Source organism: Pseudomonas sp. LPB0260 (assembly GCF_013388395.1).
Genome location: NZ_CP058247.1, coordinates 4,629,001 through 4,646,813, shown reverse-complemented (window position 1 = coordinate 4,646,813; position 17,813 = coordinate 4,629,001). Strand labels below are relative to the sequence as shown.

The window sequence follows — 17,813 nt, the reverse complement described above, 5'->3', positions numbered from 1 at the left end:
TGCGCTCGACCGCGCCGCGGTTTCTCTGCGCCACACGCAGGCTGTCGCTTATAGCGTACCGAATGCCCAAAAAGCCTTATTTTCTGCGGACTTAGCCGGAAATTGACAGCAAATTAGAGCACTTCTACTTTGCAACGGTTCCCTGCCCGCGCTGGCACCAGTAGCCGATCGGGATCAGTTGAGGAAGTACTGACCCGTTCCCGGCTGGCAGCGGAATGCATGCCCTAGCCGTCCTGAGTTCCACAAGAACTCTTCCCATCGCGAAGCCCATCCCGCTTCGCCGAGCAACTTTATTCGAAGGAAATGAATAATGAAGACAGCTCTACACACCTTCTCTGCCATCGCCCTGCTGGTGGCCAGTGTCAATACCGGCCTGGCGTTGGCTGCCCCCAACGCCTCGCAGGACGACTTTCTCCTGCTCGAGCAGGAGAAGGCCTCCAACAAGATCTACAAGGCGTTCTTCCCCAACAAGGAGGTGGCCCGCAAGGCGGCCATCAGTTTCCACGGCCAGATGCTCGAGTCGCATTACAACGACGGCTACCTGGTGATGGAGTTGAACGACGAAGAGATGCAGAAGCTGCAGGTGTTCGGCTTCACCTTCGCCCCGGCCAGCGAGTTCATCGAGAAGCGCAATCAGGTGCTGACCAACATGCAGAACCGCCTGCTGCTGAAACAGCAGGCGAAGTCGAGCGACAGCATGAGCACCAGCAGCGCCGCCGCCAGCGGTATTCCCGGCTACTCCTGCTACGCCACGGTGGAGGAAACCTTCGCGGTGGCCGCCGGCATGGCCAGCAGCAAGCCGACCCTGGCGCAGTGGCTGGATGTCGGCGACTCCTGGGAGAAGAGCAGCAACCTGGGCGGCCACGACATGCGCGTGCTCAAGCTGACCAACCAGGCCAAGACCGGCAACAAGCCCAAGCTGTTCATCAACAGCGCCATCCATGCCCGCGAGTACACCACCGCGGCGCTGACCCTGGACTTCGCCCGCTGGCTGGTCGACGGCTATGGCCAGGATGCCGATGCCACCTGGATTCTCGACCACCACGAGGTGCACATCATGCTGATGGCCAACCCGGACGGCCGCAAGAAGGCCGAGACCGGGCTGTCCTGGCGCAAGAACACCAACCAGAACTACTGCGGCGCCACCAGCAACAGCCGCGGCGCCGACCTCAACCGCAACTTCACCTTCGGCTGGAACAGCACCAACGGCCAGGGCTCCAGCGGCAGCCAGTGCAACGACACCTACCGTGGCCCAAGCGCCGGTTCCGAGCCGGAGATCCAGGCCCTGGAGAACTACGTGCGCGGCCTGTGGCCGGACCGTCGCGGCCCGGGCAAGAACGACGCGGCGCCCAGTGACACCAGCGGCATCCACCTGGATATCCACAGCTACAGCGAACTGGTGCTCTGGCCCTGGGGCGACACCAGCACCCCGGCGCCCAACGGCACAGCCCTGCAGACCCTGGGACGCAAGTTCGCCTTCTTCAACGGCTACAGCCCGCAGCAGTCCATCGGCCTCTACCCCACCGACGGCACCAGCGACGGCATCAGCTATGGCGAACTCGGCGTGGCGGCCTTCACCTTCGAGCTGGGCACCCAGTTCTTCCAGAACTGCAGCACCTACACCAACACCATCAAGCCGAACAACCTGCCGGCGCTGATCTACGCCGCCAAGGTGGTGCGCAGCCCCTACCTCACCCCGTCCGGGCCGGACGTGACCGCCCTCAGCCTCAGCGGCAGCGCCGCCACCACCGGCGTACCGGCCGGCACCGCGGTGACCATCAGCGGCACGGCCAGCGACGCCCGCTTCAACAACAGCAACGGCAGCGAAAGCACCCAGGCGATCAACGCGGTGGAGGTCTACATCGACAAGGCGCCCTGGGAATCCGGCGCCACGCCTGCGGCCCTGCAGGCCAGCGACGGCAGCTTCAACAGCGCCACCGAGGGCTTCACCGGCAGCCTGGTGACCGCAGGGCTGAGCGAAGGCAAGCACCTGGTCTATGTGCGCAGCCGCGACAGCTCCGGTGCCTGGGGCGCGGTCAGCGCCAGCTTCCTGGTGATCAACAAGGATGGCGGCACCCCGCCGGCGCAGTACTGCAGCGCCGCCAGTGGCAGCGCCAGCTACGAGTGGATCGGCAAGGTGCAGGTCGGCAGCTTCAGCAACAGCTCGGGCGCCAGCAGCTACAGCGACTTCACCGGCCAGCAGATCAACGTGCTGCGCGGCAACAACAGCCTGACCCTCACCCCGCAGTTCGCCGGCACCGCCTACAAGCAGTACTGGAAGGTGTGGATCGACCTCAACCAGGACGGTGATTTCAGCGACGCCGGCGAGCAGGTGTTCAGCTCCGGCAGTGCCAAGACCACGGTGATCAACGGCACCCTGAACATCCCAACCGGAGCCACCAGCGGCAAGACCCGCATGCGCGTGGCCATGCGCTACAACACCGCGCCCAACGCCTGCGGCACCTACGACTACGGCGAAGTGGAGGACTACAGCGTGCTCATTCCGTAAAGCGCCTGAGGGACCGTGGCTCCTCTCCCGGTCCCGCCCCTTCCACTGGACGGGCCCGGGTGATGGCGCGCGCCGCCTTCACCTGGGCCACCTGCCTCGCCCGAACAGCCCCCGAACGCACCCTCACCGACACCAAGCCCCGCCAGCGCACAGCCCACTGCGCAGCGGCCAGCGCCCTAGTCTTTTCGATCCAGCGCGTCGGCGCGACCACGGGCCAGCTCGAACATCTGCTGCTCCACCCGTTCGATCAGCTTGCGACTCTCCGCCGGCTCCAGCACGCCCTCGTCCGCCAGGTGCTGCACCGCCTCGCGCTGGCGGTTGAGCAGCAGGCGCAGCGCCGTATAGGTCTCCAGCTGGCCGACCGCGGCGCCATGCTCACGCCGCAGTTGCTCCAGGCAGTGCCGGGCCTGCTCCAGGTTGGCGGCGATCTGCCGCTGCGCGGCCGCCGCCATGGCGGGGTCCGGGGCCAGGTCGGCGGCCAGGCTCAGCAACGCCTGCTGGGCCTGCAGGTAGCCGCGCAGGGTGCCGTAGACCGCGGCCAGGTGACGAAAGCGCGTGCGATGCAGCCAGCCCCAGCGGGCCAGGCGCTCGAGCCAGGGCGGATCGGACCAGAGCGTCTGCAGCTTGCGCCGCGGCCCCAGGTCGGGCGTGCCGTCGAGCGCCGCCTCCACCGCCTCGACCAGCCGCCCCGCGGCGCCATGGTCGAGCAGCCCCAGGCCGAACTGGTTCCAGTAGTTCTGCCGCTCGCTCTCCAATAGCTGGCGCTTGTAGAAGATCTCCAGGTCCTCCTCCGGCCCCGGATCGCTGGCCTGGAATTGCGGGCTCAGGCGCAGCCCCTGCAGGCTGCGCTCGATGCTCGCCCAGTCGGCGTCGGCGAGCAGCTCGTCCCGGCGCAGGAAGCTGAGCAGGTCGGCCACCTCGCTGTGAATCAGCCCCTCGGCCTTGAGTACCGTGGCGCGCTTGGCCGCCGGCAGCTGGGCCAGGCCGAGGTAGCGCAGCAGGGCGCTGATGGTGCCGCCGTTGATCACGATGGTCAGCACCACCAGGCCGGCGGTGAGGAACAGCACCTGTTCACGGATCTCGGCGTCGATCTGGCTCTGCTGCGCCACCGACAGCGCCAGGGCCAGGGCCACCGCGCCGCGCAGGCCGCCCCAGGTGAGGACGATGGCCTTGTCGCGGGTCAGGCCGATGCCCAGGCGCGCCAGCAGCGGCGAGAGCAGCGCGATGGTGGTGCCGCGGATCAGGTTCACCCCGAGATAGAGCAGCAGCAGGCTCAGCCACATGCCCAGCGACGGCGGCGCCACCAAGCGGGCGATGATGATGCCAACCAGCAGGAAGATCAGGGTGTTGAAGATATAGGCGAGCATTTCCCAGAAATGCCGCAGGTAGTGCATCACCTCCGGGCTGAAGCGCGTGCGGCCGACGCCGGCCAGCAGCACCGCGGTGGTCACCACCGCCACCACCCCCGAGGAATGGAAGCCATGCTCGGCGACGATGAAGCCGAGGTAGGCCGCGGCGATGGTCACCACGGTTTCCAGCACCGCATCGTTGAACACCTTGCCGACCCAGAACACCACCGCGGCCGCCACCAGCAGGCCGACCAGGGCGCCTACGCAGACCACCCGCAGGAACTCCAGGCTGACCGAGCCGATCCCCGTATCGACCGCGCCGCCCACCAGCATGCTGTAGAACAGCACGAAGAAGACGATGGCGGTGCCGTCGTTGAGCAGGGATTCGCCCTCGATCAGGGTCTCCAGGCGCTTGCGCGAGCTTTGCTCCTTGAGCAGCGACACCACGGCCACCGGGTCGGTGGCGCTGACCAGGGCGCCGAACATCAGCGCCACCGGCCAGCTCCAGTCCAGGGGCAGGGCCAGGCGCACCAGCAGCGCGGTGAGCAGGGTCGCGATCAGCAGGCCGGGCACCGCCAGCAGGGCGATCTGCACCAGCATGCGGCGGAACAGGTGCACTTCCATGGCGAAGGCCGATTCGAAGATCAGCGCCGGCAGGAACAGGAACAGGATCAGTTGCGGCTCGATACCGGCCACCTGCTCGATGCTCTGACCGAACTCCGCCGCCCACGCCGGCAGCCAGGCCTGCTGGGCCAGCGCGCCCAGGAGCAGGCCGAGCAGCAGCAGGGCCACCGAATAGGGCACCTTGCTGCCGTGCAGGAAGAAGCGCAGCAGGGCGCCGCTGAGCAGGGCGAAGACCGCGAACAGCAGAATCGCCAGACCTTGTGTCATGGCTCGCTCCCCGAGTCCGGGCAGGCGCAGGCCGATCCGTGCTCAGGAAGCCAGGCAGCCGGCACGAAAGGGACACCTGGCTTCAAGCATAGGCAAAGGGAGGGTCTTGCGGCGCGCCAGGCCCGACGCTCGGACCCGGTAGGGTGCGCCATGCGCACCACCGGCAACCAGGTGCTTGGTGCGCGCAGCACACCCTGCGAGCCTGACGACCGGGCATTCCGTAGGCTGCGCCAGGCGCACCACCGGCAACCAGGCATCTGGTGCGCGCAGCGCACCCTGCGGGTCTGACGACCGGGCATCCCGTAGGGTGCGCCATGCGCTCCACCGGCAACCAGGCATTTGGTGCGCGCGGCGCACCCTACGTGCGTGGAGCGCCGCCCCTTAGAGGTCCGCCTCCTCCACCAGGCGCACCGAGCCGGCATCCAGGGCGTAGGCCGCATCGGCCAGTTCGTTACTCACCGGCTCGACCTTGAGGGTGCCGCTGACCCACAGCGGCGCGTAGATGTCTTGCAGCTCGATGCCCTGGGGGTAGCGCACCAGCACCAGCTGATTGGGCGGCGGCGGCGGCACGTGGATGCAGGCGCCGGGATAGGGCACCAGGAAGAACAGGGTGCTGCGGCCCTCGGCGTCGCTTTCCAGGGGTACCGGGTAGCCACCCAGGCGGATCGACTTGCCGTCCAGCGCCGCCACCGTGCTGGTCGAGTACATCACCGCCGGCAGGCTGTTGTCCTGCTGCTTGAGGCCGCCGGGAGCATAGAAGGCGCTGTCCTGCTCCGCGCCGTCGTGGCTGATCTCCGGCATCGCCTCGAGGGCCTGGCGGTCCTCCTCCGGCATCAGCTCCAGCCAGTCGGTTTCGGCCGGCTCGGCCAGCGCCAGGCGGCTCAGTACAAGCAGAATCAGCAGCAGATAACGCATAGGGAATACTCGCAGATGCCGTCAGGGGCCTGGCTCAGCCCTTTTTGATCGCGCCATAGATGATCAGCAGGACCACGGCGCCGACCACCGCGCCGATAAAGCCCGCCGTCTGGCCAACCTCGTAGATGCCCAGGGCCTGGCCTCCGTAGGTCGCGGCGATGGAGCCGCCGATGCCCAGCAGGATGGTCATGATCCAGCCCATGCCGTCGTTGCCGGGCTTGAGGAAACGTGCGATCAGGCCAACGATCAGGCCGATGAAGATGATACCGATGATGCCCATGGCGTGCCCTCCGGACAGATGGAAAGCCACGGTCCAGATGACCGTGGCGCTAGGCCATCAGACGGGCAGGCGCCCCAGAGGTTCCGCATGAGCGCCCCGGCGCCGTCGCTGGACGGCGCCGGGGCAGGCCGCATCAGGCCCCGGCGATCAGCGCCTGGACTTCGCCGATGCGCGCATCCAGGGTCGCCCGGTCGGCGCAGCGCAGGGTGGCGTGACCGACCTTGCGGCCGATCTTGAAGGCCTTGCCGTAGTGGTGCAGGTGGCAGTCGTCGATGGCGATCACCTTGTCCACCGCCGGCACTTCGCCGATGAAGTTGAGCATGGCGCTCTCGCCGAGCTTGGCGGTCGAGCCCAGCGGCAGGCCGGCAACGGCGCGCAGGTGGTTCTCGAACTGGCTGCACTCCGAGCCCTCGATGGTCCAGTGCCCGGAGTTGTGCACCCGCGGGGCGATCTCGTTGGCCTTGAGGCCGCCGTCGACCTCGAAGAACTCGAAGGCCAGCACGCCGACGTAGTCGAGCTTGCTCAGCACGCGGCCGACGTAGTCCTCGGCCAGGGCCTGCAGCGGGTGGTCCGTGCTGGCGATCGACAGGCTGAGGATGCCGTTGTCGTGGGTGTTGTGCACCAGCGGGTAGAAGCGCGTCTCGCCATCGCGGCCACGCACGGCGACCAGCGACACTTCGCCACTGAACGGCACGAAGCCTTCGAGGATGCACGGCACGCTGCCCAGTTCGGCGAAGGCATCGACCACGTCTTCGGGCTTGCGCAGGACCTTCTGGCCCTTGCCGTCATAGCCCAGGGTGCGGGTCTTGAGCACCGCCGGCAGGCCGATGCTCAGGGCCGCGGCGTCCAGGTCGGCCTGGCTCAGCACGTTGGCGAATTCCGGGGTGGGAATGCCCAGATCCTTGAACATCGACTTTTCGAACCAGCGGTCGCGGGCGATGCGCAGCGATTCGGCGCAGGGGTAGACCGGCACGAACTGCGAGAGGAAGGCCACGGTCTCGGCCGGCACGCTCTCGAACTCGAAAGTCACCAGGTCGACCTCGTCGGCCAGCTGGCGCAGGTGGTCCTGGTCGCCGTAGTCGGCGCGGATGTGCTCGCCCAGGGCCTGGGCACAGGCGTCCGGCGCCGGGTCGAGGAAAGCGAAGTTCATGCCCAGCGGAGTGCCCGCCAGGGCCAGCATGCGGCCCAGCTGACCGCCACCGATTACACCGATTTTCATCTAGAAAGCCCCTTTCAATGGGTGGCGAGAGCAAGCAGGTGTGCGTCGCGCGCCGCCCAGCACGCGGATTCTACACCCAGCCCCCGGGCATGCCGAGCCAGGCACGGCGCGCGGAGGCGCCGTGCCGCAGCCACTCAGGCCTGACGCGGGTCCGGGTTGTCCAGCACGGTCTCGGTCTGTTCCTGGCGGAACTTCTTCAGCGCCGCGTGGAACTCCGGGTGCTGGTGGCCGAGGATGCTCGCCGCCAGCAGCGCCGCGTTGACCGCACCGGCCTTGCCGATGGCCAGGGTGGCGACCGGGATGCCGGCCGGCATCTGCACGATCGACAGCAGCGAATCGACGCCCGAGAGCATCGACGACTGCACCGGCACGCCGAGCACCGGCAGGTGGGTCTTGGCCGCGCACATGCCCGGCAGGTGGGCGGCGCCGCCGGCACCGGCGATGATCACCTGGATGCCACGACCTTCGGCCTCTTCGGCGTACTGGAACAGCAGGTCCGGGGTGCGGTGGGCGGACACCACCTTGACCTCATGGGGAATGCCCAGCTTGTCCAGCATCTCGGCGGTGTGGCTAAGGGTGGACCAGTCGGACTTGGAGCCCATGATCACGCCAACCAGTGCGCTCATCGTCGTGCCTCTTCATCTGGCGCCTGTCGGCGCGTCAAAAACCAACAAGCCACGCACAGGGGCGTGGCTTGTCATGTTTGGGTCAAACCCGCGAGCCGGCGGATTTGAAGGCGGCGCAGTATAGCGTAACGACACAAATAGCGCCCCCCCTGCATGACCGTCCGTCGCCAGACGCCGGGCGCGGGCTGTGTGGCCTTTCCGCTATGAGGACGCGGCGCAACGAGTAGCCTGCCACTCACGGTGGAAAGGCTTCGCCGTTTTCCACCCTCAGGCCGCTGCGGTGGTGGGTGGAGGCGCCGGGGGCGTAGGGTGGGCAACGCGTTGTTTGCCCACCAGGTTCTTGGGCGAAGCGAAAAGGCAGACAAGCTCAATTATGCTGAACCTATAGGCCTGCCCCGCGGACACCAGAGAGAACAGCACGATGAACCAGCACGAAAAGCTCAACTACGTCGAATTTCCGGCCAAGGACCTGGCCGCGACCAAGGCCTTCTTCGAGGCGGCGTTCGCCTGGGCCTTCACCGATTACGGCCCGGAGTACACGGCGTTTGCCGACCAGGGCCTGAATGGCGGGTTCTTCAAAGCGAACTTGTGCGCGGAGCAGGACCAGGGCAGCGCCCTGCTGGTGTTCTACAGCGCCGCCCTGGAAGAAACCCAGGCCAAAATCGAGCGGGCCGGCGGACGGATCAGCAAGGCCATCTTCGCCTTCCCCGGCGGCCGGCGTTTCCATTTCATCGAGCCCAGCGGCAACGAGTTCGCGGTGTGGAGCGATATCGACGCCTAGGACGTCGAATCACCAAACAAGAAGCTGAATAACTCCGCTGGCAGAGGCTGCGCCTCCTTCCACTGTTCGTTGCCTGTAACCGTGCTGGGCAACAACCGGAGTATCAAGTTTTGCCTGGGCCTCAGTAGGCTGGGTGACGCGCTGTTGGCCCACGAACTGCCAACGGTTTACCCATAAGTTACGGACGAAGCCGATCAACCTTGGCTCGCGGTATGCTTCTTGCTGTTTTTCAGTCATCCGAAGCGCACGGAATCCCCCCATGCTGCACGCCCACCTGACCACCCTGCACGTGGTGTCGCTGATCCTCGAGCTGTTCGCCGAGCGGCCCGACGCGGCCGAGGCCCTGTTGGCCGGCAGCGGCATCCAGGCCGGCGACCTGGACGGCGACGATCTGCGCATCACCCGCACCCAGGAGTTGCAGGTATGCGCCAATGCCCTGGCCCTGCGCAGCGATCTCGGCCTGGAGCTGGGCCGCCGCCTGCATGTGTCGTCCTACGGTCTGCTCGGCTACGCCGCCCTGTCCAGTGCCACCCTGGGGGACGCCTGGCGGCTGATGCTGCAGTACCCGGCCCTGCTCGGCACCTATTTCAGGCTGGATCTGAACGTCGAGGGCGAGCTGGCCTGGGTCAGCGCCGCCGGGTACCGCCACGCACCGGCGCTGGAACAGTTCAACGTGGAGATGTGCCAGGCCTCGCTCAAGCTGATCTGCGACGAGCTGCTCGGCCAGCCGCTGCCGCTGGTCGCGGCGCAGTTCCGCCACGGCCGGCCGACCTATGTCGAGCGCTATAGCGCCAGCTTCCCTTGCCCGCTGCAGTTCGACGCCACGCGCAACGCTTTCGCCTTCCCGGCCGAGTGGCTGCAGCGGCGCCTGCCGCTGGCCGACCCGGTCACCCACCAGGACATGCTGGCGCGCTGCCGCAAGCAGAACGCCGAGTTCACCACCCGCCAGGCCTGGCTGCAGCGGGTGCGCGAGGAGTTGACCAGCCAGCTGGCCGCGCCGCCGGGACTCGAGCAACTGGCGCAGCAGATGCACTGCTCGCCGCGCACCCTGCGCCGGCGCCTGCGGGAACTCGGCACCCACTACCAGGAGCTGCTCGACGAGCTGCGCTTCGAGCGGGCCAAGGCCCTGCTGGCCCAGGAGGACTGGCCGATCTGCCGCATCGCCGAGGCCCTGGGCTTCAGTGAGAGCGCCAGTTTCCGCCATGCCTTCCAGCGCTGGAGCGGGGTCGCACCCAGTCGCTTTCGCGCCTGATCAGCCTGGCCCAGCGATATCGACCTGCCCCTAGGGTGCGGTAAGCACCCAGCCGTTTGCGACCCGGCCCTGGTGCGCACGGCGCACCCTACGAGCCAAGGCAAGCGCCGGCCAACACTTTTGGCCACATCGATCCCCTATTGGCCGTTGCCAGCGTTCTCCTGCCGGCCCACGCGGCGAACAATGACTCCTACAACAACACAGGCGAGACCGGGAGCCGTTCACCCATGCTGACCTACTACAGCGACGACCATCACCTGCACCACGGCAGCTGCGAGCTGATCGACGGCCAGTTGCTGCCCTGTTTCGAGAAGCCGCAGCGCGCCGACCATATCCTCGCGCGGGTTAGGGAACGCGACCTCGGCGAGGTGCGCGCGCCCAAGGACTTCGGCCGCGCGCCACTGGCGCGCATCCACTCGCCGGCCTACCTGGACTTCCTCGAAGGCGCCTGGGCGCGCTGGCAGGCTCAGGGCGGCAAGGGCGACCTGCTGCCCTACACCTGGCCGGCACGCACCCTGCGCCAGCAGCTGCCCAGCAGCCTGCACGGCCAGCTCGGCTACTACAGCTTCGACGCCGGCGCGCCGATCACCGCCGGCACCTGGCAAGCCGCCTACAGCGCCGCCCAGGTGGCCCTCAGCGCCCAGGCGGAGATCGCCGCCGGCGCCCACAGCGTGTTCGCCCTGTGCCGGCCGCCGGGTCACCATGCCGCCGCCGAGGTGATGGGCGGCTACTGCTACCTGAACAACGCCGCCATCGCCGCCCAGGCCTTCCTCGACCAGGGCCGCGCCAAGGTGGCGATCCTCGACGTCGACTACCACCACGGCAACGGCACCCAGTCGATCTTCTACCAGCGCAGCGACGTGGTGGTGGCCTCGATCCACGGCGACCCGGCGGCCGAGTTTCCGTTCTTCCTCGGCCATGCCGACGAGTACGGCGAGGGGGCCGGCGAGGGCTGCAACTTCAACTACCCGCTGCCCGCCGGCAGCGACTGGGTGACCTGGAGCGCGGCGCTGGAACAGGCCTGCCAGCGCATCGCCGAATCGGGCGCCGAGGTGCTGGTGGTGTCGCTGGGGGTGGACACCTTCAAGGACGACCCGATTTCCCAGTTCAAGCTCGACAGTCCGGACTACCTGCGCATGGGCGAACGCATCGAGGCCCTCGGCCTGCCGACCCTGTTCGTCATGGAAGGCGGCTACGCGGTGGAAGCCATTGGCATCAACGCCGTGAACGTACTGGAAGGTTTCGAGGGCGCCTGAGCCCTGCTCGACGCCCAGGCTCGTAGCTTCGTAGGGTGGACGACGCTCTTTTCGTCCACCGGATCTCCCCAGGTGGATGGATAAAACGTCATCCACCCTACGACAATCCCGCGCTCCCGGGCGCGGTGATTGAATCACAAGAAAAATGGAGTGACCGCGATGAACAGACTCACCCGCACCCTGAGCGCCACCCTCTGCGCCGGCGCCCTGCTCGGCGGCCTCGGCCAGGCGCAAGGCGCCGACAAACCGCGCGAGCTGCGCGTGTACAACTGGGCCGACTACATGCTGCCCTCGGTGCCCAAGGCGTTTCAGGAGAAATCCGGCATCCAGCTGACCTGGGACGTGTTCGACACCAACGAGGCCCTGGAGGCCAAGCTGCTTACCGGCAACTCCGGCTACGACCTGGTGGTGCCGACCAACACCTTCCTCGACACCGAGATCCGCGCCGGGGTATTCCAGAAGCTGGACAAGAGCAAGCTGCCCAACTGGCAGCACCTGGATCCGGCGCTGCTGCAGCTGATGGCCGCCAACGACCCGGGCAACGAGCACGCGGTGCCCTACATGTACGGCACCGTGCTGCTCGGCTTCAACCCGGAGAAGGTCAAGGCCGCCCTCGGCGCGGACGCCCCGGTGAACAGCTGGGAGCTGATCTTCAAGGAGGAGAACATCGCCAAGCTGGCCCAGTGCGGGGTGACCATGCTCGACTCGCCGGGCGAGATCCTGCCCATCGCCCTGCACTACCTGGGCCTCGATCCCTCCAGCACCAGGCGCGAGGACTACGACAAGGCCACCGACCTGCTGCTGAAGATCCGCCCGCACGTGCGCTACTTCCACTCGGCCAAGTACATGAACGACATCGCCAACGGCAACATCTGCGTGGCGGTCGGCTACTCGGGCAGCTTCTACCAGTTCGCCAACCGCGCCAAGGAAGCCGGCAATGGCGTGGTGGTCGACTGGCGCCTGCCCAAGGAAGGCGCGCCGCTGTGGTTCGACTCCTTCGCCATCCCCGCCAGCGCGCGCAACGTCGAGGAGGCCCACGAGTTCCTCAACAACCTGCTCGACCCGCAGGTGGTGGCGCCGATCAGCACCTTCCTCGGCTACCCCAACCCGAACAAGGACGCCATGCCGCTGGTCAGCGCGGAGATTCGCGACAACCCTGATCTGACCCCGAATGCGCAGGCGCAGAAGACCCTGTTCGTGCTCAAGCCGCTGCCGCAGAAGGCCGAGCGCCTGCGCACCCGTGCCTGGACGCGGATCAAGTCGGGGACCTGAGGCTGCCAAAGGCCGCCTGCCCGGCTCGCCGGCGGCCCAGCTAGCCCTGCCCGCTGCGGTAGTGGCTGTTGAAGCGCCGGCGATAGGCTCCGGGCGAAATGCCCACCCGCTCTTTGAAAAGCCGGCGAAAGGAGCTGGCGTCCTCATAGCCCACTTGCTGGGTTATCCGATCGAAATTCTCCGCCCCCGCTTCCAGCAAATGCTTGGCCCGCTCGATGCGCAGGTTCTGCAGGTACTGTCCGGGTGTCTGCCCCGTCGCCTCCTTGAACCGGCGGATCATGTTGCGCAGGCTCAGGGCGAACTGGTCGGCCAGCTGCTCCAGGACGATGGGCTGCCCCAGGCGCTTTTCCAGCCAGATCTGGATCTTCAGTATCTCGACATCCTGGTGCGTCTTGTCGAAATGGGGGCTCATGTAGGGGGTCTGCAGGCGCTCGGCGCTGTCGACCAGCATCTTCTTCGAGCATTCGGCCGCCAGCTGGGGCGAGGCGAAGCGGCGAATGATGTGCAACAGCAGATCGCTACCGGTCGTAGAACCGGCGGAACAGAGCATCAAGCCATCGTCGGTCACGCTGCGTTCGGCCTGCAGTTGCACCTTGGGAAAGTGCCGGGCGAACTGCTCGCTGAAGATCCAGTGGGTGGTGGCGCGCCTGCCGTCCAGCAAGCCCGCCTGGGCCGTGACGAATGAGCCGGTGCACATGCTGGCGATATAGGCACCCTGGCGATGATGGTGCTGCAGCCAGGCGCTCACCGGCGCCATGCCGGGCAACACCGAGAGGATGTTGAACATAAAGCCGGGGACGATGATCAGGTCGGTCTGCTCGACTTCGGCCAGGGCCCTGCTCGGCGTCAACCGCAGCCCTCCCGTGCAGGTGACTGGCGCCCCGTCGATGGACGCGCTTTGCACCGCGAACGGCTGGCGCCCCGGCTCCGCCCCGGCACCGGCCGCCAGGCCATGCAGCACATTGGCGCACTCGAGAAACTCCAGGGCCGCCGAGACGCTGGTGGCCGAACAACGGTCGGCCATCAGAACGGTCACCTTCATCGCCATCCCTCCCTGGGCTACGCGGGAAAATCTCGCATGCAATTAGTCATTTCTGCCCATGGTGGGCAGCGCAGCGGGTGCCTAGCATGGCGCCACTCCAGAGACGCAGCGTGCTGCGGCTCGAGCTGTCCCAACCCCTCAAGCGACAGAGGCGCGGCGATGAAAAATACAGCCTATCGAATCTTCAAGAAACCCTTCTTCGGCCGCTTCATGAAACCCTGGCGCTGGCCGGAAGACGTCGACCAGGCGCAGTGGCAGCGCCTGACCATCGACAGCCGTTCGGGTGCCAGCCTGGCGGCGCTGCTGGCCCAGGCCCGTACGGCAACGGCCAAGGGCGCGGTGCTGATGTGCCATCCCATGGGAACGGCGGCCAAGGGCTTCTGGCTGAAATACGGCCACGCCGAATTGCTCCGCGCCGCCGGTTACCACGTCATGCTTTTCGACCTCAATGGCTTCGGTGAAAGCAGCTCCACCACCATGGACTTCCCCCTGGACGTGCTGGCCGCCGGCCAGGTCCTGCAAGCCCGTTACCCGGACCTGCCGGTGGCGGTCGCCGGCGCCTCCATGGGCGCGGCCATGAGCGTCTGTGCGCTGGCTGAACGGGACCATCCATTCAGCGCCGCGGTGCTCGAGTCCTCCTTCCCCACCCTATTGCATTTCTGGAGCCGCTACCCGATTCCCAAACTCGGCATCCAGCTCTCGAAGTTGCTGTATCCGGCCGGTGAGCGCCGTCTGCGCCCCCTGCATGCGGCCGCCAGGCTGGTGGGTCAGCCCAAGCTGCTGCTGATCTACGGCGAGGACGACATCTACACCCCGGTCGAGGACGGCAAGCAGTTGCATGCCGCGCTCGCCTCCAGCACCCACACCGAGTTCTGGCAGGTGCCGGGGGCCAAGCACACCCACGCCTACGAGGCGCAGCCGGAGGCGTACGCACGGCGGGTCATCGCCTTTCTCGACAACCACCTGGCCTGCCACGCCTGACGACGGCCGCCAATCACAACCCGACCCTCTTCAAAGGACTGACCATGACCCTGCATAACATCCTGCTCGGCGCTGCCGATGCCGCTTCGCCGCACCTGGAGATTCCCCAGCAATGGGGCCAGGGCCGCGCCACCTTCGGCGGGCTGCTGGCCGCCTGCCTGTTCGAGAAGCTCAAGCCGCAAGTGGCCGCGGACCGGCCGGTGCGTTCGCTGTTGGTTTCCTTTGTCGCCCCGGTGGCGCCGGGGCCGATGGAGGTGCGGGTCAAGGTGCTGCGTGCCGGCAAGGCGGCGACCCAGGTCCAGGCGACGGCCTATCAGAACGATCAGGCCTGCGTGGTCATGCTCGCCAGCTTCGGCGGCGACCGCGCCTCCGCGGTTCGGCTGGACGCCGCCCCGGCTCCGACCATCAAGGCCCCGAGGCCGCGACCCAGTTTCCCTTCATCGCCGGCCTGACGCCCGACTTCACCCAGCACTTCGATTACCGCTATGGGGTCGGAACAATGCCGTTCATGGGTGGCAAAGAGCCGCGCCTGGGCGGCTGGATCAAACTGCGCGAAGCGGCGCCACGCGGCGCTGGCGTTGCCGAGCTGCTGGCCCTGCTGGATGCCTGGCCGCCGGCGGTGTTCACCCTGCTGAAAGGGCCGGCCGCCGGCAGCTCGCTGACCTGGACCGTCGACTTCGTGCAGGTACCCGAGGACTGCACGGCCGGCGACTGGTGGCAGTACCAGGCCGAGATCCGCCACTCGGCCAACGGCTACAGCCATATCGACGCCTGGCTGTGGGACCAGCACGGGCGGATGGCCCTGAGCAGTCGCCAGACCGTGAGCGTATTCGCCTGAGCCGCCCCGGCGAGCGGCTCAACGCCCCACTTCACCGCTTTCCAGCTTGCGCCACAGCAGGCGCACCGCGGCCTTGCGCACCAGGGCGCAGCGGTACAGGCGGATTTCCAGCGGCGCCTGCCACTGCTCGTCGCCGCATACCGCCAGCTCGCCGCGGGCCAGTTCCATGGTCACCGACAGGCGCGGCACCCAGGCCACGCCCATGCCTTGCAGGGCCATGCTCTTGAGGCTGTCGGCCATGGCCGTCTCGTACACCGTGGTCGAGCGCAGCGCGCGCTGGCGCAGCAGCAGGTTGACCGAGCGGCCGAGGAAGGCCCCGGCCGTGTAGGCCAGCAGGGGCACGCTCTGGCCGCTGGCCAGGTCGAACAGCGGCCGCCCGCCCTCGTCCACCGCGCACACCGGGAGCATTTCGGTGCGCCCCAGGTGCAGCGAGGGGAAGATCTCCGGGTCCATCTGCAGCGCCGCATCCGGGTCGTAGTAGGCGAGGATCAGGTCGCAGGCGCCCTCGCGCAGGGCGTGCACCGCCTCGCCGACGTTGGTCGCCACCAGCCGGGTGTTGAGCGGCAGGCCCTCGCGGCGCAGGCGGGCGATCCACTCGGGGAAGAAGCCCAGGGTCAGCGAGTGCGCCGCGGCGATCTGCAGCACCTCGCCCTGCTGGCCCTCGAGGTTGTGCAGATGCCGCACCACCTCGCCGAGCTGCTCGACCAGGCTGCGCGCGGTGACCAGGAACAGCTGGCCGGCCTCGGTCAGCTCCACCGGGGTGCAGGCGCGGTTGACCAGGACCAGGCCGAGCATCTGCTCCAACGCCTTGATCCGCCGGCTGAACGCCGGCTGGGTGACGTGACGCTTCTCGGCCGCCTGGGAAAAGCTGCGGGTGGCGGCCAGGGCGATGAAGTCCTCCAGCCATTTGGTTTCCAGGTTCATGGGATATCCCTTGCTATTGCGCGCCATGCGTAGGGTGGATGAGGCGCTTTTCATCCACCGCATCGGCCATCCCCTGCTCCGGTGGATGGGTAAAGCGTCATCCACCCTACGCCCGCCGACACTTCGGCGTCACGCCGACATTATGCCGAATGTGCATACCCCAGCGTTTAACAGCATTGGCCGAGAACGCCCCGCAACCCTACTCTTAAAGGCATCGCGGCCTGCGCCGCCTATCCAAGAGACGCCCGCCATCATGTCCGCTGCTGCATCCTTCCGCATCGAAAAAGACCTGCTCGGTACCCTCGAAGTCCCGGCCGACGCCTATTACGGCATCCAGACCCTGCGGGCGGTGCACAACTTCCGCCTGTCCGGGGTGCCGTTGGCGCATTACCCGAAGCTGGTGGTCGGCCTGGCCATGGTCAAGCAGGCCTCGGCGGACGCCAACCGCGCCCTGGGTCATCTCTCGGCGGCCAAGCACACGGCGATCAGCACCGCCTGCGCGCGCATCATCCAGGGCGAGTTCCACGAGCAGTTCGTGGTCGACATGATCCAGGGCGGCGCCGGCACCTCGACCAATATGAACGCCAATGAAGTCATTGCGAATATTGCGCTGGAGGCCATGGGGCACGAGAAGGGCCAGTACCAGTACCTGCACCCGAACAACGACGTGAACATGGCGCAGTCGACCAACGATGCGTATCCGACGGCCATCCGCCTGGGCCTGCTGCTCGGCCACGACAGCCTGCTCACCGCCCTGGACAAGCTGATCCAGTCCCTGGCGGCCAAGGGCCTGGCGTTCGGCCATGTGCTGAAGATGGGCCGCACCCAGCTGCAGGACGCCGTGCCCATGACCCTGGGCCAGGAGTTCCGCGCCTACGCCACCACCCTCGGCGAAGACCTGCAGCACCTCAAGCTGCTCGCCCCGACCCTGCTCACCGAGGTCAACCTGGGCGGCACCGCGATCGGCACCGGGATCAACGCCGACCCGGCCTATCAGGCCCTGGCGGTGCAGCGCCTGGCCGTGATCAGCGGCCACCCGCTGACCCCGGCCGCCGACCTGATTGAGGCCACCAGCGACATGGGCGCCTTCGTGCTGTTCTCCGGCATGCTCAAGCGCACCGCGGTCAAGCTGTCGAAGATCTGCAACGACCTGCGCCTGCTGTCCAGCGGCCCGCGCACCGGGATCAACGAGATCAACCTGCCGGCGCGCCAGCCGGGCAGCTCGATCATGCCGGGCAAGGTCAACCCGGTGATCCCCGAGGCGGTCAACCAGGTGGCCTTCGAGGTGATCGGCAACGACCTGGCGCTGACCATGGCGGCCGAGGGCGGCCAATTGCAGCTCAACGTCATGGAGCCGCTGATCGCCTACAAGATCTTCGACTCGATCCGCCTGCTGACCCGCGCCATGGATATGCTGCGCGAGCTGTGCATCGACGGCATCACCGCCAACGAGGCGCGCTGCCGCGAACTGATGGAGAACTCCATCGGCCTGATCACCGCCCTCAACCCCTACATCGGCTACGAGAACGCCACGCGCATCGCCAAGCAGGCGCTGGACAGCGGCCGCGGCGTGCTGGAACTGGTGCGCGAGGAGAAACTGCTGGACGACGCCGAGCTGGACGACATCCTCCGCCCGGAGAACATGATCGCCCCGCGCCTGGTGCCACTGAAGGCCTGA

General features: G+C 67.2%; 16 protein-coding genes. 9 read left to right on the top strand and 7 right to left on the bottom strand.

Features of this window, described 5'->3' with window-relative positions; genetic code table 11:
* Positions 1-310 precede the first annotated feature (310 nt).
* Positions 311-2,509, top strand: a complete 2,199-nt coding sequence (locus LPB260_RS20725) for a M14 family zinc carboxypeptidase (RefSeq protein WP_208707756.1) — start codon at positions 311-313, stop codon at positions 2,507-2,509.
* Between the two features lie 176 nt (positions 2,510-2,685).
* Here LPB260_RS20725 and LPB260_RS20720 read toward each other — a convergent pair whose 3' ends face one another.
* From LPB260_RS20720 to purE, 5 genes are all read right to left on the bottom strand, one after another.
* On the bottom strand, positions 2,686-4,749 hold the full coding sequence (locus LPB260_RS20720; RefSeq protein ID WP_208707755.1) for a sodium:proton antiporter: 2,064 nt from the start codon (positions 4,747-4,749) through the stop codon (positions 2,686-2,688).
* 381 nt (positions 4,750-5,130) lie between these two features.
* Positions 5,131-5,664, bottom strand: a complete 534-nt coding sequence (locus LPB260_RS20715; protein WP_208707754.1) for a DUF3299 domain-containing protein — start codon at positions 5,662-5,664, stop codon at positions 5,131-5,133.
* A 34-nt stretch (positions 5,665-5,698) separates the two neighbouring features.
* Positions 5,699-5,944, bottom strand: a complete 246-nt coding sequence (locus LPB260_RS20710) for a GlsB/YeaQ/YmgE family stress response membrane protein (RefSeq protein ID WP_208707753.1) — start codon at positions 5,942-5,944, stop codon at positions 5,699-5,701.
* A 133-nt stretch (positions 5,945-6,077) separates the two neighbouring features.
* Entirely contained in the window at positions 6,078-7,163 is a 1,086-nt protein-coding gene (locus tag LPB260_RS20705; protein ID WP_208707752.1) for a 5-(carboxyamino)imidazole ribonucleotide synthase, read from the bottom strand.
* A 134-nt stretch (positions 7,164-7,297) separates the two neighbouring features.
* A complete protein-coding gene (gene purE / locus LPB260_RS20700; protein WP_208707751.1) occupies positions 7,298-7,789 on the bottom strand; it encodes a 5-(carboxyamino)imidazole ribonucleotide mutase in 492 nt (163 codons plus the stop codon).
* 421 nt (positions 7,790-8,210) lie between these two features.
* Between purE and LPB260_RS20695 the strand changes: the two genes are divergently transcribed.
* The 4 genes from LPB260_RS20695 (at position 8,211) to LPB260_RS20680 (ending at position 12,350) form a co-directional block, all read left to right on the top strand.
* Positions 8,211-8,570 carry a VOC family protein gene (locus LPB260_RS20695; RefSeq protein ID WP_208707750.1) on the top strand — a complete coding sequence of 120 codons (360 nt, stop codon included), beginning with the start codon at positions 8,211-8,213 and terminating at the stop codon, positions 8,568-8,570.
* Positions 8,571-8,829: 259 nt separating this feature from the next.
* Complete coding sequence (locus LPB260_RS20690) at positions 8,830-9,822, top strand: AraC family transcriptional regulator (protein ID WP_208707749.1); 993 nt, start codon at positions 8,830-8,832, stop codon at positions 9,820-9,822.
* Positions 9,823-10,049: 227 nt separating this feature from the next.
* Entirely contained in the window at positions 10,050-11,078 is a 1,029-nt protein-coding gene (locus LPB260_RS20685) for a histone deacetylase family protein (RefSeq protein WP_208707748.1), read from the top strand.
* Between the two features lie 159 nt (positions 11,079-11,237).
* The gene (locus LPB260_RS20680; protein WP_208707747.1) at positions 11,238-12,350 is read left to right on the top strand and encodes a polyamine ABC transporter substrate-binding protein; all 1,113 of its coding nucleotides are present in this window, start codon (positions 11,238-11,240) and stop codon (positions 12,348-12,350) included.
* A gap of 40 nt (positions 12,351-12,390) precedes the next feature.
* Here the strand turns inward: LPB260_RS20680 and LPB260_RS20675 are convergent, their stop codons facing one another.
* On the bottom strand, positions 12,391-13,392 hold the full coding sequence (locus LPB260_RS20675; protein WP_208707746.1) for a GlxA family transcriptional regulator: 1,002 nt from the start codon (positions 13,390-13,392) through the stop codon (positions 12,391-12,393).
* Positions 13,393-13,551: 159 nt separating this feature from the next.
* Here LPB260_RS20675 and LPB260_RS20670 point away from each other — a divergent pair, with 159 nt between their 5' ends.
* The 3 genes from LPB260_RS20670 to LPB260_RS29100 are packed head-to-tail and all read left to right on the top strand — an operon-like array spanning position 13,552 to position 15,211.
* A complete protein-coding gene (locus LPB260_RS20670; protein WP_208707745.1) occupies positions 13,552-14,373 on the top strand; it encodes a S9 family peptidase in 822 nt (273 codons plus the stop codon).
* Between the two features lie 44 nt (positions 14,374-14,417).
* The gene (locus LPB260_RS29105) at positions 14,418-14,825 is read left to right on the top strand and encodes a thioesterase family protein (RefSeq protein WP_256625516.1); all 408 of its coding nucleotides are present in this window, start codon (positions 14,418-14,420) and stop codon (positions 14,823-14,825) included.
* A complete protein-coding gene (locus tag LPB260_RS29100; RefSeq protein ID WP_256625650.1) occupies positions 14,813-15,211 on the top strand; it encodes an acyl-CoA thioesterase II in 399 nt (132 codons plus the stop codon). Before LPB260_RS29105 ends, LPB260_RS29100 begins: the two co-directional genes overlap by 13 nt.
* 18 nt (positions 15,212-15,229) lie before the next feature.
* Here LPB260_RS29100 and LPB260_RS20660 read toward each other — a convergent pair whose 3' ends face one another.
* Positions 15,230-16,135, bottom strand: a complete 906-nt coding sequence (locus LPB260_RS20660) for a LysR substrate-binding domain-containing protein (RefSeq protein ID WP_208707743.1) — start codon at positions 16,133-16,135, stop codon at positions 15,230-15,232.
* Between the two features lie 253 nt (positions 16,136-16,388).
* On the opposite strand from LPB260_RS20660, the gene LPB260_RS20655 reads away from it, so the two are divergent.
* Positions 16,389-17,813, top strand: a complete 1,425-nt coding sequence (locus tag LPB260_RS20655; RefSeq protein WP_208707742.1) for an aspartate ammonia-lyase — start codon at positions 16,389-16,391, stop codon at positions 17,811-17,813.

Excerpts from the sequence above, each read along its gene's own strand:
- LPB260_RS20710 (WP_208707753.1), bottom strand. The coding sequence starts at position 5,944 with ATGGGCATCATCGGTATCATCTTCATCGGCCTGATCGTTGGCCTGATC.
- LPB260_RS29105 (WP_256625516.1), top strand. The coding sequence starts at position 14,418 with ATGACCCTGCATAACATCCTGCTCGGCGCTGCCGATGCCGCTTCGCCG.
- LPB260_RS20690 (WP_208707749.1), top strand. The coding sequence starts at position 8,830 with ATGCTGCACGCCCACCTGACCACCCTGCACGTGGTGTCGCTGATCCTC.
- LPB260_RS20655 (WP_208707742.1), top strand. The coding sequence starts at position 16,389 with ATGTCCGCTGCTGCATCCTTCCGCATCGAAAAAGACCTGCTCGGTACC.
- LPB260_RS20725 (WP_208707756.1), top strand. The coding sequence starts at position 311 with ATGAAGACAGCTCTACACACCTTCTCTGCCATCGCCCTGCTGGTGGCC.
- purE (WP_208707751.1), bottom strand. The coding sequence starts at position 7,789 with ATGAGCGCACTGGTTGGCGTGATCATGGGCTCCAAGTCCGACTGGTCC.
- LPB260_RS20675 (WP_208707746.1), bottom strand. The coding sequence starts at position 13,392 with ATGAAGGTGACCGTTCTGATGGCCGACCGTTGTTCGGCCACCAGCGTC.
- LPB260_RS20670 (WP_208707745.1), top strand. The coding sequence starts at position 13,552 with ATGAAAAATACAGCCTATCGAATCTTCAAGAAACCCTTCTTCGGCCGC.
- LPB260_RS20715 (WP_208707754.1), bottom strand. The coding sequence starts at position 5,664 with ATGCGTTATCTGCTGCTGATTCTGCTTGTACTGAGCCGCCTGGCGCTG.
- LPB260_RS20680 (WP_208707747.1), top strand. The coding sequence starts at position 11,238 with ATGAACAGACTCACCCGCACCCTGAGCGCCACCCTCTGCGCCGGCGCC.
- LPB260_RS20685 (WP_208707748.1), top strand. The coding sequence starts at position 10,050 with ATGCTGACCTACTACAGCGACGACCATCACCTGCACCACGGCAGCTGC.
- LPB260_RS20705 (WP_208707752.1), bottom strand. The coding sequence starts at position 7,163 with ATGAAAATCGGTGTAATCGGTGGCGGTCAGCTGGGCCGCATGCTGGCC.
- LPB260_RS20660 (WP_208707743.1), bottom strand. The coding sequence starts at position 16,135 with ATGAACCTGGAAACCAAATGGCTGGAGGACTTCATCGCCCTGGCCGCC.
- LPB260_RS20695 (WP_208707750.1), top strand. The coding sequence starts at position 8,211 with ATGAACCAGCACGAAAAGCTCAACTACGTCGAATTTCCGGCCAAGGAC.
- LPB260_RS20720 (WP_208707755.1), bottom strand. The coding sequence starts at position 4,749 with ATGACACAAGGTCTGGCGATTCTGCTGTTCGCGGTCTTCGCCCTGCTC.